Genomic DNA, 14,969 nt, shown 5'->3' with positions numbered 1-14,969 from the left:
CTGGAAGCCGCCTCTACTCGGACTCCTCCAGGGCGATGGCCACCTTCTCCTCCAGTTCGTCCTTGTCGATGGGCTTGACGCAGTATTCGAAAGCCCCGAGCTTCTGCGCCTCGCGGGCGGTTTCCAGAGTGGGGTAGCCGGTGAGCATGATGACCCGGGTGGAAGGGCTGACCTTCTTCATCTCCTCCAGCACCTCCACGCCGCTCATCTTCTTGAGCTTGATGTCCAGGATGGCGATGTCCACCGGGTTGTCGCGGACGTAGGAAAGGGCGTCCTCCTCCTCGGTGAAGGATTCCACCTCGTGCCCCCTGCGCGACAGGATGCGCTTTATCATGACCCCGGCGTCCAACACGTCGTCCAGCACGATGATCTTGGCCATGACTCCTCCTTGCGGGCCAACCTACCCGGAAACGCGGGCGAACGAAAGCCGTGCCCTGCCCATGGGCGGCATGGCGTTCGTCCGGGCGGATACTACCGCATGTTCTTGACCGCCTGGATCAGCCCGTTGGTGGAGCAGTCGTGGGCCGTGGGATCCGGCGTTCCCTCCAGTTCCGGCAGAATGGCCTTGGCCAGCTGCTTGCCCAGCTCCACCCCCCACTGGTCGAAGGAGTTGATGTTCCAGACGGCGCCCTGGACGAAGATCTTGTGCTCGTACAGGGCGATGAGGACGCCCAGCATGCGCGGGGTCAGCTCGCGGAAGAGGATGGCGTTGCTGGGCCGGTTGCCGGGGAAGGCCTTGTGCGGGGCCAGGCGGTCCACCTCGTCCGGATCCATGCCCTGCTCGGCCAGCTCGCAACGCGCCTCCTCCAGTTCCTTGCCGCGCATGAGCGCCTCGGGCTGGGCCAGGAAGTTGGCCAGCAGCATGTCGTGGTGGCGGCCCAGGGGGTTGAGGCTAACGGCCGGGGCCAGGAAGTCGCACGGCGCAAGCTTGGTGCCCTGGTGAATGAGCTGGTAGAAGGCGTGCTGGCCGTTGGTGCCCGGCTCGCCCCAGATGACCGGGCCGGTCTGGTAATCCACCTCCCGCCCGTCCAGCCGCACGCGCTTGCCGTTGGACTCCATGTCCCCCTGCTGGAAATAAGCGGCGAAGCGGTCAAGGTACTGGTCGTAGGGCAATATGGCGTGGGTCTCCGCCCCGAAGAAGTTGTTGTACCAGATGCCCAGCAGGGCCATGATGATCGGGATGTTGGACTCCGGTTGCGCGGTGCGGAAGTGGGCGTCGGCCTCGAAGCCGCCATCGAGCAACTCCTCGAAGCGGTCCATGCCCACGGCCAGGGCGATGGACAACCCGATGGCCGACCACAGGGAGTAGCGGCCGCCCACCCAGTCCCAGAACTCGAACATGTTGGCCGTGTCGATGCCGAAGTCGGCCACCAGGTCCTTGCTGGTGGACAGGGCCACGAAGTGCCGGGCCACGGCGTCCTCGTCCTGGGCCGCCTCCATAAGCCAGGTGCGGGCGGTGTGGGCGTTGGCCATGGTCTCCTGGGTGGTGAAGGACTTGGAGGCCACGATGAAGAGGGTGGTCTCCGGCGAGACCTGTTTCAGGGTCTCGGCCATGTGGGTGCCGTCCACGTTGGAGACGAAGTGGGAGCGCGGGCCGTCATGGTAATGGGCCAGGGCGCGGGTGGCCATGACCGGCCCGAGATCCGAGCCGCCGATGCCGATGTTGACCACGTCGGTGATGGGTTTGCCGGAGTAGCCCAGCCACTCCCCGGAGCGCACCTTCCCGCAGAAGGCGCGCATCTGCTCCAGCACCCGGTTGACCTCGGGCATCACGTCGCGGCCCTTGACGTAGACCGGGCTGTTCTCGCGGTTGCGCAGGGCGGTGTGCAGCACGGCCCGCCCCTCGGTGGCGTTGATCTCCTCTCCCGCGAACATGGCCTCGCGTTTGGCCTCCACGTCCTCCTGGCGGGCCAGGTCGAAGAGCAGCCGCATGGTCTCATCAGTGACGCGGTTTTTGGAGTAGTCGAAGAGCAGGTCGTCGCCCAGGCGCACTGAGAAGCGGTCGAATCGCTCCGGATCCTCCCGGAAGAGGTCGCGCATGTGCGTGTGGCGCACCTGCTGGAAATGGTCTTCCATGGCCTTCCAGGCTGGGGAATTGGTCAGTTTGGACATGGCGGCTCCTTGTTCAGCTTGGCTGCATGTGCTCCACGCCGTCCTCGCCCGCGGCCAGGACGTCGGTGGCCAGCCCCAGGAAGAGGCCGTGCTCCACCAGCCCGGCCATCTCTTTGAGGGCGCGGTGCAGGGCGCGGGGATCGTCGATGGGCCCGCAGGCCAGGTCCAAAAGCATGTTGCCCTGCTCGGTGAGCGCGGGGATGCCCCGCTCGTCGCGGCGCAGCCTGGACTCCAGGCCAAGATCGCGGCGGATGTGCCCCCGCACCGGGGCCAGGGCGAAGGGCAGGACCTCCACGGGGAGGTCGAAGGAGGAGCCCAGCCTCTCCACCAGCTTCTGCCGGTGGCAGACGATGACCAGCCTCTCGGACATCTGGGCCAGGACCTTCTCGCGCAGCAACGCGCCGCCGCCGCCCTTGACCAGGTTCAGGGCCGGGTCCACCTCGTCCGCGCCGTCGATGGTCAGGTCCAGCCCCCCCATCTGGGCCAGGGAGCGCACGGGCAACCCCAGGCCCCTGGCCTGGGACGCGGTCTCGGCCGAGGCCACGGCGCAGGTCAGGCCGGGCAACTCCCCGCGCTCGTATCGCCCGGCCAGCACCTCTACGGCGTGACAGGCGGTGGAGCCGTGCCCCAGGCCGACCCGCATGCCGGGCCGCACCAGGGTCGCGGCTTCCTCCGCGGCCAGTCGCTTGTGTCGTTCCACGGCGTCCGCGCCGCCGCAGGCGGGTTCTTCACTCATCTGGCCCATAATACCCGTTTTCCCTTGCGGCTCAACCAGCCAAGCGGGATTTTCCGCCACCATACCCCCCTGCCCTCGCCCGGGGCCCGCAAGCTCTGCCCTTGCAGCAGTCCGCGCAGGGCTTCGGAGTCGTCGATGTTCAGTCCGTGTTCCGGAGCGTATGGCGGCAGCAGCAGGGCGGTCTTGGGCTCGGGGCGGAAGCGGCCGCGCTTGTCCAGTCTGCCCAGGGGAAAGCCCTGCCAACGCAGGGCGCGCGGCAGGGCGAGGGCCTTTCTGTGCAGAAAAAGGACGCGCCCCTTGAAAAGACGCACCTCCCCGGGCGGCAGGTTCTCCCAGGCCGGGGCGGGGTGCAGGCCCTCGGCCAGCTCCGCCGGGTCCACCGGCTCGCCGGGAATATCGTCCGAGGGCGGGGTGGAAACGTACGGCGACTCGCCCCGCTTGGCCAGCAGGCAAAGGTAGAAGCCCTGCGCCCCGGAGCCCGTGGCGTCCACGGTCAGCCCGCCCGCCGCGTCGGCCTCCGCCCGGAAGCCTTCGGGCAGCCGCAGCGGCAGGATTTCCAGCTCGTGCTCCCCGGCCGCGCGGGCGGTCTGCTCGCCGTTCTCCTCCGGGTTGGTGGTGCAGGTGGAGTAGAGCAGCCTTCCCCCCGGGGCCAGCAGGGTGGCGGCGTGGTCCAGCAGGGCGCGCTGCAGGGACAGCAGGCCGGATGTACGCTCGCCGCTCCATTTCTCGCGGATGCCGGGGTGGCGGTCCTCGGTTCCCCAGCCGGAGCAGGGCGGGTCCAGCAGCAGGTGGCCCCAGCCGCCTTCAATCAGCGGAATGCGCTCGCCCGGCCAGGAGCAGGTGGCGGTGTTGGCCAGGTTCAGCCGCCGCAGGTTGGCCCGCAGGGTGCCCAGCCGCTGCGGGTTGGGCTCGTTGCCCAGGACGAAGCCCTCCCAGCCGACAAGCCGCGCCAAAAGCGAGGTCTTGGAGCCGGGCGCGGCGCACAGGTCGGCCACGGCCGCCCCCGGCGGCGGGTCCAGCAGCAGCGGCGGCAGCATGGAGGAACGGTCCTGGATGTAGACCAGCCCGGCGCGCGCGGCCGTGGACTCGCCCAGGGGCGCGGGTTCCTCCGTGAGCACCCGCGCCAGGGGGTGAACCGGATCGGGCCGGGAGACGAACCCCTCGGCCGCCAGCAGGTCCAGCACGGCCGGGGCCTGGTTCTCCGGGCACTCCAGGCGGAAGGAGCGGCCGCTCATCGCCCCTCTCCCGAAGCCTGAACAGACCTCTCCGCGCGGCCCGCCGAACGACCGGGGCCCTTTGCCAACCAGGGCTGAAGCGTGTATGGCTCTACCATTCCGCACCATCGCTCGACGCGGCCCAAAAGGCCGCAGATTTTCCGGAGGAACCGTCCCATGCGCATTTCCCGTTTCCGCTTGAGCCTGGCCCTGTGCCTGGTGCTTGCCCTGGCCACCGTCTCCCAGGCCGCCGACATCACCCTCAGCTACGCCAATTTCCCGCCCGCATCCACCTTCCCCTGCGTGCAGATGGAGCGCTGGGCCGACGAGGTCGAGAAGCGCACCGACGGCAAGGTCAAGGTGGAGACCTACCCCGGCTCCACCCTGCTGGGCGCCAAGAATATGTTCCGGGGCGTGCAGATGGGGCAGGCCGACATCGGCTGCATCTCCACCTCCTACCAGCCAGGCGTCTTTCCCTTTTCCTTCGCCTGCAACCAGCCGGTGGGCTTCACCTCGGCCACCGTGGCCTCCATGACCCTGTGGGACCTCTTCGTCAAGTACCAGCCCGAGGAATTCGACGGCGTGAAGGTGCTGACCATGTTCACCTCCGCCCCCTCCCACCTCATGTCCAAGGAGCCGGTGCGGACCCTGGACGGGTTCAAGGGGCTGCGCGTTCGCGCCTCCGGCACCCTGGCCCAGACCATGACCGCCCTGGACGCATCGCCCGTGGCCATGCCCATGCCCGAGGTGCCGGAGGCCGTGCAGAAGGGAGTGGTCACATCCCTGCTGACCTCTTTTGACGTCCTCAAGGACATGAACTTCGCCGAGACCACCCGCTACGAGACCATCCTCAACTTCCCTGTCTACCCCTTCGCCGTGATCATGAACAAGCGCGCCTGGGCCTCCCTGCCCGAGGACGTAAAACAGGTCATGGACGACATGCGCCGCGAGCAGGCCCTGTGGACCGGCAAGTACATGGACCGCCACGTGGCCAACGCCCTGGACTGGTCGCGCGAGAAGTACGGCATCGAGGTCATCGAACTGCCCGAGGCGGACTACGCCGAGGCGCACGAGCGCATCCGCCCCCTGGTTGACGAGTGGAAGGTCGAGGCCCGCGAGGCCGGCCTGCCCGCTGACAAAATCATGGACGACCTCAAGGCCTTCAAGGCCGAACACGAGAAGCAATACGGCGAATAGCCGCCGGGCGGGGGGAGGCCGCGCGCCTCCCCCCTTGCCTTGCCGCCGTCCCTCCGTTAGACCCCGGCCATGCTTGACGCCCTGAATCGCTTCCGCGCCCTGCTCTCGCGCGCATTGGCAGCCGTGGCCGCCGCCTCCCTGGCGGGCATGGTGGCCCTGGCCTGCGCCAACATGGCCCTGCGCTTCTTCGGGCACCCCATCGACGGCGCCTTCGAGCTGATGGGCTTCCTCGGCGGGCTGACCGCCGCCCTCTCCCTGGGCTACTCCCAACTACACAAGGGGCACATCGCCGTCTCCCTGCTCTCGGGCAAGCTGCCGCCCGCGCTCAAGCGCGTGCTGGACGCCCTGGGACACCTGGGCGGTGCCCTCTTCTTCCTCATCGGCGGCTGGGAGGTCTTTAAGCTGGCGGACTTTCTGGTGATGTCCGGCGAATTGTCCGAGACCCTGCGCATGCCCTACCACCCCTTCGTCTACGCTGCGGGCGTGGGCTGCCTGGTCATGGGGCTGGTGCTCATCGTCGATTTCCTCATGGCCCTGGCCGGACGCGACGAGGAGAAGCTGCCCGCATGAGCCTGGCCATGGTCGGACTGCTGGGCGTGGCCGCCCTGCTCTTCGTACTTTTCATCGTGCGCATGCCTGTGGGCTTCGCCATGGGGCTGGTTGGCTTCCTGGGCCTTTGCCACGTGCTCTCCACCCGGGCCGCCTTCGGCATGCTGGGCAACGAGATATGGTCCGTCTTTTCCTCCTACGGGCTGACGGTCATCCCCCTGTTCATCCTCATGGGGCAGGTCTGTTTCCAGAGCGGGGTCAACAAACGGCTCTACCGCACGGCCTACGCCTGGATGGGCCAGGTGCGCGGCGGCGTGGCCATGGCCACGGTGCTGGCCTGCGCCGGGTTCTCGGCCATCTCCGGCTCCAACTCGGCCACTGCCGCCACCATGTCCACCGTGGCCCTGCCGGAAATGCGCAAGTACGGCTACTCGCCCATCCTCTCCACCGGCTCGGTGGCCGCGGCCTCCACCCTGGGCGTGGTCATCCCGCCTTCGGTGGTGCTCATCATCATCGGGTTGCAGACCGGCTCCTCCATCGCCTCCCTCTTTCTGGGCGGTGTCATCCCCGGGCTCCTGCTCACGGCGTTGTTCCTCGTCACGGTCAACGTGCTCTGCCGCATCCATCCCTCCTGGGGACCGGCCGGGCCGCGCACCAGCCTGCGCGAGAAAGTCGCCGCCCTGCCCGGCTCCATCGAGATGCTGGTGCTCTTCGCCCTGGTCATGGGCGGGCTGTTCGGCGGCGTCTTTACACCCAGCGAAGCGGGTGCGGCCGGGGCCGGGCTGGCCATCCTCATCAACGCCGTACAGGGCAAGCTCTCCTGGGGCGGGTTCAAGGCCGCCCTCATGGATACCCTGCGCGTCTCGGCCATGATCCTGGTCATCATCATGGGCGCGGTGGTCTTCGGCCGCTTCCTGGCCGTCACCCGCCTGCCCTTCGAGATCGCCGGTGCGGTGACAGAGTTGGCCATCCCCGGCTGGACGATCATGCTGCTCGTCTGCGTCATCTACCTGCTGGGCGGGGCCATCATGGACGCCCTGGCGCTTCTGCTCATCACCCTGCCCATCTTCTTCCCCGTGGCCCAGGCCCTGGGGTACGACCCCATCTGGTTCGGGGTCTTCATCACCGTGGTCACCACCATCGGGGCCATCACCCCGCCGGTGGGGCTGACAGCCTTCATCGTGGCCTCCATGGCCGCGCCCACCACCATGGGCGATGTGTTCAAGGGAGTCTCCCACTTTCTCATCCCCTTCGCCGTGGCCGTCATCCTGCTCCTCCTCTTCCCCGGCCTGGTGACCTTCCTGCCGGGGCTGATGTGAGCGCGCGCACCGTCACCGTCTCCCGCGCCGAAGCCGGCTGCAAGCTGGTGGATTTCCTGCAGCGCCGCGTGGGCGAGGGCGTGCCGCGCGGCGCGGTGATGAAGTGGGTTCGCACCGGCCAGGTGCGGGTGGACGGCGGCCGGGCCAAGCCCTTCCGCAAGCTGCGCGAGGGCGAGAAGGTGCGCATCCCCCCGCACACCCCGGCCACGCGCGAGGAGAAGCCCCGCCCTCCCCTGGAGATCGTCTTCCAAAACGAGGACGTGCTGGCCGTGGCCAAGCCGCGCGGCCTGCCCACCCAGCGCGGCGCGGGCTGGAACGACTCCGTGGCCGACCGCATGCGGGCCATGTTCCCCGGGGCCGACTACCCCCCCGCCCCGGCCCACCGCCTGGACAAGGACACCACCGGCCTGCTGCTGGCCGGGCGCAGCCACGCCTCCCAGCGCTGGCTGCACCGGCTGTTCGAGGAACGCGGGGTGGGCAAGCGCTACCTGGCCTGGGTGGCCGGAAAGTGGCCCCATTCCGGCGAGACCGAGGTGGTGGACAAGCTGGAAAAGGGTGCGGAGACCGGGGAGATGGAGAAGATGCGCGTCACCGAGTCCGGCCGCGAGGCGCGGGCCGTGGTGCGTCCCCTCTTGGTGCGGGAGGACGCCACCCTGGTGGAGGTGGAGTTGCTCACCGGACGCACCCACCAGATCCGGGTGCAGCTGGCCTCGCGCGGGCACCCGCTGCTCGGCGACCGCAAGTACGGCGCGCCGCCCCACGCCACCCCGCTCATGCTGCACGCCTGGCGGCTGGAACTGCCGTGCTACTGCCTGTGGCTGGACCCGGACTGGGCCCCGCCCCACGCCTGGCCTACAGGCTGAACACCTTCCCCAGCCGCTCCGCGTGCTCCGCCAGATACCGCGCGGAGACGGCGTAGTCCTCCTCCGAGTGCGGCTCCAATGTCACGGTGGGCCGTGTGCCAATGGCCGCCATGCGCTCCAGCAGCTCGTCCCAGGGCACGGCCCCGGCGCCGATGCCCAGGTGGTCGTCGTCGCGGCCGAAGTTGTCGTGCAGGTGGACGTGGCCGATGTACGCCCCCAGAGTCTCCAGCCAGAAGCCCAGATCCTTCTTGGCCGCCCCGTGGGAGAAGGTGTGCCAGTGCCCAACGTCGAAGCAGATGCCCACCGTGCCGGGGGCGCGCTCGGCCACCTCCGCCACCAAATCGCGCAGCCGCACGGGGTCGCTGTCGAAAGTGTTCTCCAGGTACAGCGGAGGATGGTCCCCGCCCCAGGCGGCCAGCACCTCCAGCCAGCTCTCCACCCCGGCCTCGTGCTGCCGCCGCGCCGACCCCTCGAAGGGCAGGTGCCCCAGGGTAGGATGGCCGATCAGGTGCACCGGGTCGTGGATGCGGGCGATCTCCACCGCGCTGCCCAGACGGATGCGGGCGGCGCGCAGGGCCACCGGGTCCTCGCTGGCCGGGTGGAGGTCGTCGAAGGGCAGATGGATGGCGCGGGGCAGACCGGCGCTGGCAAAGGCGGAAGTCACGTGGCGGTGCCACGCCTCGCCCGGCTGGTCGATGGCCCAGGCGTCCAGCCCCAGTTCGGGCCGGATGGACTGGCTCAGGAAGAGTTTCAGATAGCGGGGCCGCTCATGGACGTAGCGCAGGGGCAGGTTGGCGAACGGCATGGTTCTTCCGGAATGGCCGGTCAGTGTGTCCGGGTGGCTTCGCCCAGCATGGCCAGGGCGGCGGCGGAAAGGCGCATGGAGCCCATGGGGCGGAAGGTGGAGGCCTGCCGCAACTCGAAGCGCCGCACCTCGTCGAAGCCCACCCGCAGGGTGGAGCCCCAGTCCAGGGGCAGGCCGTCCAGCATGGGGGTCAGCCGGATGCTCTCGCCATTGGACCAGGCCCCGGCCAGGCGGTAGGTGCCCGGCGCCAGGGGGAACGTCGAGCCGTCCCGCCAGGGCAGCAGCACGTGCTCGCCGTCGTGGCGCACCAGCATCAGCGCCTGGACCTCGCGCGGCCGCATCTCCAGAAAATATTCCTGCCGGGGCGCGCCTTCGGTTTCGCGGGCGATGCGCACCCGCACCCGCTCCCCCCCGGCCGGTTCCAGGTAGCGCTGGATGAAGGCCCGCTTCTCAAGCACGATCTCCTTGCCCGCGTCCTGGCCGTGGTTGGTTCCGGTGGAAGTGACGATGCCCTTGACGTTGAGCACCTCCTCGCGCGGGCTGCCCCACACCCCCTCCAGCACCACCCGGTCGCCCTCGATCACGTCCAGGCTCTGTCCCGGCGCCAGGAACCGCTGGCGGCCGTTGCGCCGCAGCACCAGCAGGCCGTCCTCCCCGTCGCGCGGCTCCTCGCCGGTCCAGTCCACCTTCACCTTGCCCACGCTGCGGCCGTCGGCCCGCACTTCCAGTCCGTCCAGGGGGCGCAGGGCGGTGAAGGGCGTGCGGGAGAGGTCCAGTTCGCCGCCGGGGGCGAACAGGGCGGGCTCGGCGCGAGGGGCCCCGGCGTAGGAAGATATCGCGTCCAGCCGCACCGTGTCGCCCAGGGAAAGGCGCAGCGGTTCGTCCGGCTCCAGCGGGCGGCCGTTGACCCGAAGGCCCGGCCTGCTCCCGGCGTGCTTGTCGAAGTGGCCGGGCGGGGCTTCCGGCAGTTCGATATGCACCCCGAAGGTTTCCAGAAAGAGCCGGGTGGCCTTGAGTTGCTCGCGCACTTTCCAGTCGAGCCGGTCGATGTTCTTGGAGACCTCGATGGCCAGGGCCGGGATGCCGTGAGCCGTGAGGGCGTGGCAGGTCAGGGACTTGCTCATGGACTGGCTGTATGGGGAGTCGTCGTCGAAGGTGCGGGTGTTGAACAGGGCGAAGCGGTAGTCCGCGGGGTCCACCTGCGGGTTGAGCCGCTTGAGCACCCCTTCGGCGTAGTCGGCCAGTGGTATGGACCGGTAGCTGGCCGTGTCGATGATGACGCTCTGGCCCCAGCGGCGGGGGTTACGCAGGTGGTTGACGTAGGTGGGGCTGTAAAAGCCGGAGCCCTCGTGCAGGTGGATGAAGGCGTCGGCCATGCCCAGGTAGTGGGAGATGACCCGGGCCAGCCGGTCCTCGTAGAAGCGGGAGCGGTCGCGGTCGAAGCGGCGGTTGAGGTCCACGTTGACCTGCCGCGTCCGGCGGCTGATGGAGGGGGCGTTGGCCCGGGGGACGATGATCAGCCGCCCCCGCTCCACCTCCGCCTCGGTGAGGCGCTGGGCGGCTAGGTACCCGGCCACCTCGTCGCCCTGGATGCCGCCCTGCACCATGACCGTGGGGCCGGGCTGGCGCCCGCGCAGCACGTGGACCTCCAGGGGGTACTGGGTGTCCTCGAAGAAGACGTGGCTGCTCCCCGGGGCGGCCGCCGGGAGCAGCAGGATGAGGACCAGCAGCAGGGCCGCGGCGGGAAGTCTAGGAGAGGACGCGGTACAGCGGATAGGTGTCACTGAAGATCGCCTTGCCCTCGGGTGTGCGGATGACCAGGCGCAGGCCGAATACGTCGCTTTGCTCCAGGCCTTCGGGCAGGGTCAGCGTGGCCCGTATCTGCTTGAACTTCTGGATGGAGAAGGACAGGTCCGAGGGGTCCTGCGCCTCCGCCCGCTCCAGCCGGCCGGTGTTCGTCACCAGGGCGAATTCCACCTCGCCGGAAAGCCACTTCTGGCTCTTGTCCGTCTGCATGTAGTTGAGGTCGAAGCGAACCCGCATGCCGCGGCCGGTGAACTTGGCCTGGATGTTCTCCACTCCGGCCTGGTGGGAGTCCACCTGGGAAAAGATCTCCGAGAGGTCCATGGGCGGGGTGTCGGGGACCTGATCCGACTCCACCGAACCCAAGAGGGCCTGCAGGTCGTCCGGGTCGTTGGACTGGAGGATCTTCTCCACGTTCTCCAGCCGCTCCATGCGCACCTCGGCCTCGATGAGCCGACGCTCCAGCATCTTGCGGGCGCGGGTCAGCTCCTGGTTCTCTTGCCAGAAATGGTAGCCCGCGAAGAGCCCGCCGCCCGCGACCAGGATGAGCAGGGCCAGAAACCAGACGAAACACTTGATCCAGAAGGGATGCATGCGGAAACGGCGCACGTGGCGGTCGTCGCGCATGAGGAGCACGGAATACTTGGAGCGGCTCATGAAATCCTCCGCCACTCTTCGGAAACGATGCGCCAGCCGTCACCCGAGGGCTCCAGCACCAACGTTTTGCGGCCAACATCGGAGTAGCCGCTCTCGGCCGAGTATCGCTGGGTAAAGCTGACTTGCAGGCCATCGGGATGCAGCCGGGCGGAAAAGCCCTCCACGTCCACCCGCTCGGGCAGCCCCTTGTCCCAGACCTCCCGCTTGTGGGCGGTAATCTCCTCCAGTCCCTCGCGGCCTTCCTGCTCCGCCCCCGGGGCGTAGTAGGAGGCGTACTCCTCCAGGTCGGCCCGCTCCCAGGCCTCGCGCCAGCCGGCCACCAACTCCATGGCCTCCTGGCGGGCGTGGAGCAGGTAGTCGCGGCGATAGTCGCCTTCCGGCCGGGCGTACTCGTTGCCCACGATGCGCCATTCCCCGTCCTCGTCCTTCTGCCAGTAGAGGCGCTTGACGATTTGCGAATCCATCTGCGGGGTGCGGTAGTACTGGCCGAACCACGTCACCCAGTAGTCGGGACCGGGAAGGGCGCGGATGTCATGCACCCGCACGGCTATCCAGTCCACCTGGTCGAAGATGCGCTGCTTGCGCTGGCGGAAGCGCTCGAAGGCGCGCTCCGCCTTGGAGTAGCGCCCGGGATGGTAGTAGGAGAAGAACTCGGGGCTCTTGGCGGCCCAGGCCTCGGCCCAGCCACGCACCCGCCTGGCCAGTTCCTCGGCGGTGCGGCTCATCTCGCCCGGCTCGGCGGAAAAGGCCACCTCGCGGGCGATGACCACCGGCACGCCGGGGGCCAGGTCGGGGCCGATGCCCGCCAAGTCGTCGTTGTTCAGTGCCACGCAGCCCTTGGTGTCGCGCGGGGTCAGAGCGCGCCCCCGGCCGTGCACCCAGATGCCCGAACCGGTCTTGCCCTTCAGCACGTCCACCGGATTGGGATAGTCCAGGGTGTAGGCGGTGTCGCCGTACAGTTCGAAATCCAGCCCGCCGGTGCGCTTGCGCTGCACGAAGTAGACCCCCTCCGGGGTCTTGAGGTCGCCCTCTCGGAGCTTGTCGCCCGGCTTCTGCCCGGTGGTGCAGGTCAGGCTCTTGCGCAGGTTCAGCGGGGAGTGGCGGCCGAAAGCCAGCACGGTCTGCCGCTGCTTGGCCACGGCCAGGAAGAATTCGGGCGATGTGGGCGAGTCCTGCAGAGTCAGGTCCCACGCCCGCGCGCCAGGCGCGCCGGCCAGGACGGCGGCGGCCAGCAGCGCCGCCGCTATGGCCGGGAAGGGGCGCATCAGCCGCCCGCCTCCACCAGTTCGGGCCGGGTGAAGAGGCTGCGCAGGTCCAGCCCGGCGTCGGCCAGGGCCTCGGTGCCGCCCTCGTGGCGGTCCAGCACGGCCACCACGCAGGCCACCTCGAAACCGGCCTCGCGGATGCGCTCCACCGCCTTGAGCACGCTGCCGCCGGATGTGACCACGTCCTCCAGCACGGCCACCCGCGCGCCCGGGGCCAGGTTGGCGGCCCCCTCCACGAAGCGGCCGGTGCCGTGGCCCTTGGCCTCCTTGCGCACGATGAAGCCGGGCAGGGGCGTGCCGCGCTCATAGGAGACCACGTTCACGGCCGTGACCAGGGGGTCCGCCCCCAGGGTCAGGCCGCCCACGCCGTCAACATCCAGGCCGTCGAGGGCGTCCAGCAGCAGGTTGCCCAGCAGCCAGGCGCCCTCGGGGTGGTAGGCGGTCTGCTTGCAGTCGAAATAGTAATCGGACTTGCGGCCGGAGGAGAGGGTTATCTCCCCGGCCACATAGGACTTCTCCATCAGGAGCTTGGCCAGGCGGGCCTTGTGGTCGTTCATGTCGCGGTCGTCTCGCAGGTGCCGAAAACCCGTTTCAGGATGAGGTCCTCGTGGCCGAGGTAATAGCCGGGATCAAACAATTCTTCAAGCTCGTCCGGGCCGAGGTGCTCGGTTATGGACGGCTCGGCCCGCACCTCGTCCGGGAAGGGCCTCGACTCCTCCCAGCAGCGCATGGCCACGGCCTGCACCTTCTCGTAGGCCTCCTGCCGCGGCAGCCCCTTGTCCACCAGGCCCAAAAGCACGCGCTGGGAGAAGAACAGCCCGTAGGAGCCCATGAGGTTGCGCTCCATGTTCTCCGGCTTGACCACCAGTCGCGAGAGCACCCCCCGCAGGCGGTGCAGCACGTAGTCGGCCAGGATGGTGGAGTCCGGCATGATGACCCGCTCCACCGAGGAGTGGGAGATGTCCCGCTCGTGCCACAGGGCCATGTTCTCCATGGAGGCCAGGGAGTTGGAGCGGATGAGCCGGGACAGCCCTGTCATGTTCTCGGCGGAGATGGGGTTCTTCTTGTGGGGCATGGCCGAGGAGCCCTTCTGCCCCTTGGCGAAGCCCTCCTCCACCTCCAGCACCTCGGTGCGCTGCAGGTGGCGCAGCTCCACGCACAAACGTTCCACACCGCCCGCCATGACCGCCAGGGCGGTGAAGAAGGCGGCGTGGCGGTCGCGCTGCACGATCTGGGTGGAAACGGGGTCCACCTTCAGGCCGAGGATGTTCAGGGCGCGCTCCTCCATCTCCGGGGAGAGGAAGGCGTAGGTGCCCACCGCGCCGGAAATCTTGCCCACCTTGACGCCCTTGACCGCCTCGGCCACCCGCTCGCGGTGGCGCATGAACTCGGCCGCGAAAGAGGTCATCTTCAGGGCGAAGGAGGTGGGTTCGGCGTGGATGCCGTGGGTGCGGCCCATGCAGAGCCTGCCCTTGTGGGCCAGGGCCATGGACTTGAGCTGCTCGACGAGGGAGTCGATGGCCTCCACCACCATGTCCCCGGCGCGGCCCAGAAGCAGGCCGTTGGCCGTGTCCACGATGTCCGAGGAGGTGCAGCCCAGGTGGATGTAGCGGGCGGACGGGCCGACCTTCTCCTCCACGGCGGTGAGGAAAGCTATGACGTCGTGGCGGGTGGTCTTCTCGATCTCCAGGATGCGGTCCAGGTCGAAGGCGGCCTTCTCGCGGATCTCGGCCATGGCGTCGTCGGGGATGCGGCCCAGGCTGCGCCAAGCCTCGCAAACGGCCAGTTCCACCTCCAGCCAGGCGGCGAACTTGTTCTCCAGGGTCCACAGCGCCCCCATCTCGGGGCGGGTGTAGCGCTCGATCATGCTTCCTTCCAGGTCGCGGTTGGCGTCGTCGAGGCAGGTTCTACCTTGTTTCCGGACGTAAAAAAAGGCGGCCGGAGCCGCCTTGCACAATCCGTCAGGCCGCTTTTACGCCTCGGTGGACGAGGAAGCGGACGACGACGAGGAGTCCGAAGAGGACGAGGCGGAGGAATCGGCGGTCGAGGAGGACTCCTTTTTGTCGGAGCCGTTGCCGTTTCCATTTCCGGTGTCATTGCCGTTGCCGTTGCCGCTGGACGACTTGCCCTGGCAGTAGTCGGTCACATACCAGCCCGAGCCCTTGAGCACGAAGGACGTGTTGGAAATGATGCGCGGGGACTCTGTCTGGCAGTCGGGGCAAGGCGCGACTTCGGCCTCCACGCTTTTCTGCCACTCCTCGAAGATATTCTCGCAGTCGGGGCACTGGTATTCATAGATGGGCATGGTGACGCAACTCCGTTGGCGGTTCCTCTTAAATATGCGAAGACGCGGCCGGTTCCGTGGCCGAATCGTTTGATAAGTCGGGAACCCGGTTCGTCAAGAGCCACCGCCGGCCCGGATGGACCGGCGGCGGAAAACGGGTCTGGC

Annotated in this window: 15 protein-coding genes; 4 read left to right on the top strand and 11 right to left on the bottom strand. The window is 68.5% G+C overall.

Annotated features, from left to right (window positions below):
* Positions 1 to 13: 13 nt before the first annotated feature.
* The 4 genes from N911_RS0111080 to N911_RS0111065 form a co-directional block, all read right to left on the bottom strand.
* Complete coding sequence (locus tag N911_RS0111080) at positions 14 to 379, bottom strand: response regulator (RefSeq protein ID WP_029897127.1); 366 nt, start codon at positions 377 to 379, stop codon at positions 14 to 16.
* Between the two features lie 92 nt (positions 380 to 471).
* Positions 472 to 2,112, bottom strand: a complete 1,641-nt coding sequence (gene pgi, locus N911_RS0111075) for a glucose-6-phosphate isomerase (protein WP_029897125.1) — start codon at positions 2,110 to 2,112, stop codon at positions 472 to 474.
* A 13-nt stretch (positions 2,113 to 2,125) separates the two neighbouring features.
* On the bottom strand, positions 2,126 to 2,848 hold the full coding sequence (rpiA, locus tag N911_RS0111070; RefSeq protein ID WP_029897123.1) for a ribose-5-phosphate isomerase RpiA: 723 nt from the start codon (positions 2,846 to 2,848) through the stop codon (positions 2,126 to 2,128).
* Positions 2,845 to 4,083: an RsmB/NOP family class I SAM-dependent RNA methyltransferase gene (locus N911_RS0111065; protein ID WP_029897121.1), complete on the bottom strand. Its 1,239-nt coding sequence runs from the start codon at positions 4,081 to 4,083 to the stop codon at positions 2,845 to 2,847. Before N911_RS0111065 ends, rpiA begins: the two co-directional genes overlap by 4 nt.
* A gap of 156 nt (positions 4,084 to 4,239) precedes the next feature.
* Here N911_RS0111065 and N911_RS0111060 point away from each other — a divergent pair, with 156 nt between their 5' ends.
* From N911_RS0111060 to N911_RS0111045, 4 genes are all read left to right on the top strand, one after another.
* Positions 4,240 to 5,259 carry a TRAP transporter substrate-binding protein gene (locus tag N911_RS0111060; RefSeq protein WP_029897119.1) on the top strand — a complete coding sequence of 340 codons (1,020 nt, stop codon included), beginning with the start codon at positions 4,240 to 4,242 and terminating at the stop codon, positions 5,257 to 5,259.
* Positions 5,260 to 5,328: 69 nt separating this feature from the next.
* Complete coding sequence (locus N911_RS0111055; RefSeq protein WP_029897118.1) at positions 5,329 to 5,829, top strand: TRAP transporter small permease; 501 nt, start codon at positions 5,329 to 5,331, stop codon at positions 5,827 to 5,829.
* Positions 5,826 to 7,127, top strand: a complete 1,302-nt coding sequence (locus N911_RS0111050) for a TRAP transporter large permease (protein WP_029897116.1) — start codon at positions 5,826 to 5,828, stop codon at positions 7,125 to 7,127. Before N911_RS0111055 ends, N911_RS0111050 begins: the two co-directional genes overlap by 4 nt.
* Positions 7,124 to 7,990 carry an RluA family pseudouridine synthase gene (locus N911_RS0111045; protein ID WP_029897114.1) on the top strand — a complete coding sequence of 289 codons (867 nt, stop codon included), beginning with the start codon at positions 7,124 to 7,126 and terminating at the stop codon, positions 7,988 to 7,990. Before N911_RS0111050 ends, N911_RS0111045 begins: the two co-directional genes overlap by 4 nt.
* On the opposite strand, the gene N911_RS0111040 is transcribed toward N911_RS0111045, so the two are convergent.
* The 7 genes from N911_RS0111040 to N911_RS0111010 form a co-directional block, all read right to left on the bottom strand.
* Positions 7,980 to 8,795 carry a sugar phosphate isomerase/epimerase family protein gene (locus tag N911_RS0111040; RefSeq protein WP_029897112.1) on the bottom strand — a complete coding sequence of 272 codons (816 nt, stop codon included), beginning with the start codon at positions 8,793 to 8,795 and terminating at the stop codon, positions 7,980 to 7,982. The genes N911_RS0111045 and N911_RS0111040 overlap by 11 nt on opposite strands.
* Before the next feature lie 20 nt (positions 8,796 to 8,815).
* Positions 8,816 to 10,579, bottom strand: coding sequence for a M99 family carboxypeptidase catalytic domain-containing protein (locus N911_RS0111035; RefSeq protein WP_029897110.1), 1,764 nt, complete (start codon positions 10,577 to 10,579; stop codon positions 8,816 to 8,818).
* Complete coding sequence (locus tag N911_RS0111030) at positions 10,545 to 11,255, bottom strand: hypothetical protein (protein WP_029897108.1); 711 nt, start codon at positions 11,253 to 11,255, stop codon at positions 10,545 to 10,547. Before N911_RS0111030 ends, N911_RS0111035 begins: the two co-directional genes overlap by 35 nt.
* Positions 11,252 to 12,520 (bottom strand): L,D-transpeptidase Cds6 family protein, encoded by a 1,269-nt coding sequence (locus N911_RS0111025; protein ID WP_029897106.1) that lies wholly within the window; start codon positions 12,518 to 12,520, stop codon positions 11,252 to 11,254. Before N911_RS0111025 ends, N911_RS0111030 begins: the two co-directional genes overlap by 4 nt.
* Positions 12,520 to 13,077 carry an orotate phosphoribosyltransferase gene (pyrE, locus tag N911_RS0111020; protein ID WP_029897105.1) on the bottom strand — a complete coding sequence of 186 codons (558 nt, stop codon included), beginning with the start codon at positions 13,075 to 13,077 and terminating at the stop codon, positions 12,520 to 12,522. The genes N911_RS0111025 and pyrE overlap by 1 nt, the downstream gene beginning before the upstream one ends.
* A complete protein-coding gene (gene purB / locus N911_RS0111015) occupies positions 13,074 to 14,387 on the bottom strand; it encodes an adenylosuccinate lyase (RefSeq protein ID WP_029897103.1) in 1,314 nt (437 codons plus the stop codon). The genes pyrE and purB overlap by 4 nt, the downstream gene beginning before the upstream one ends.
* A 105-nt stretch (positions 14,388 to 14,492) precedes the next feature.
* The gene (locus tag N911_RS0111010; protein WP_029897101.1) at positions 14,493 to 14,825 is read right to left on the bottom strand and encodes an FmdB family zinc ribbon protein; all 333 of its coding nucleotides are present in this window, start codon (positions 14,823 to 14,825) and stop codon (positions 14,493 to 14,495) included.
* Positions 14,826 to 14,969: the final 144 nt, after the last annotated feature.

It is taken from the genome of Desulfohalovibrio reitneri (genome assembly GCF_000711295.1).
GTDB classification, from domain to species: Bacteria; Desulfobacterota; Desulfovibrionia; order Desulfovibrionales; family Desulfovibrionaceae; genus Desulfohalovibrio; species Desulfohalovibrio reitneri.
Note: the sequence above shows the minus strand (reverse complement) of the source record. Positions and strands in the feature narration are given on the sequence as shown.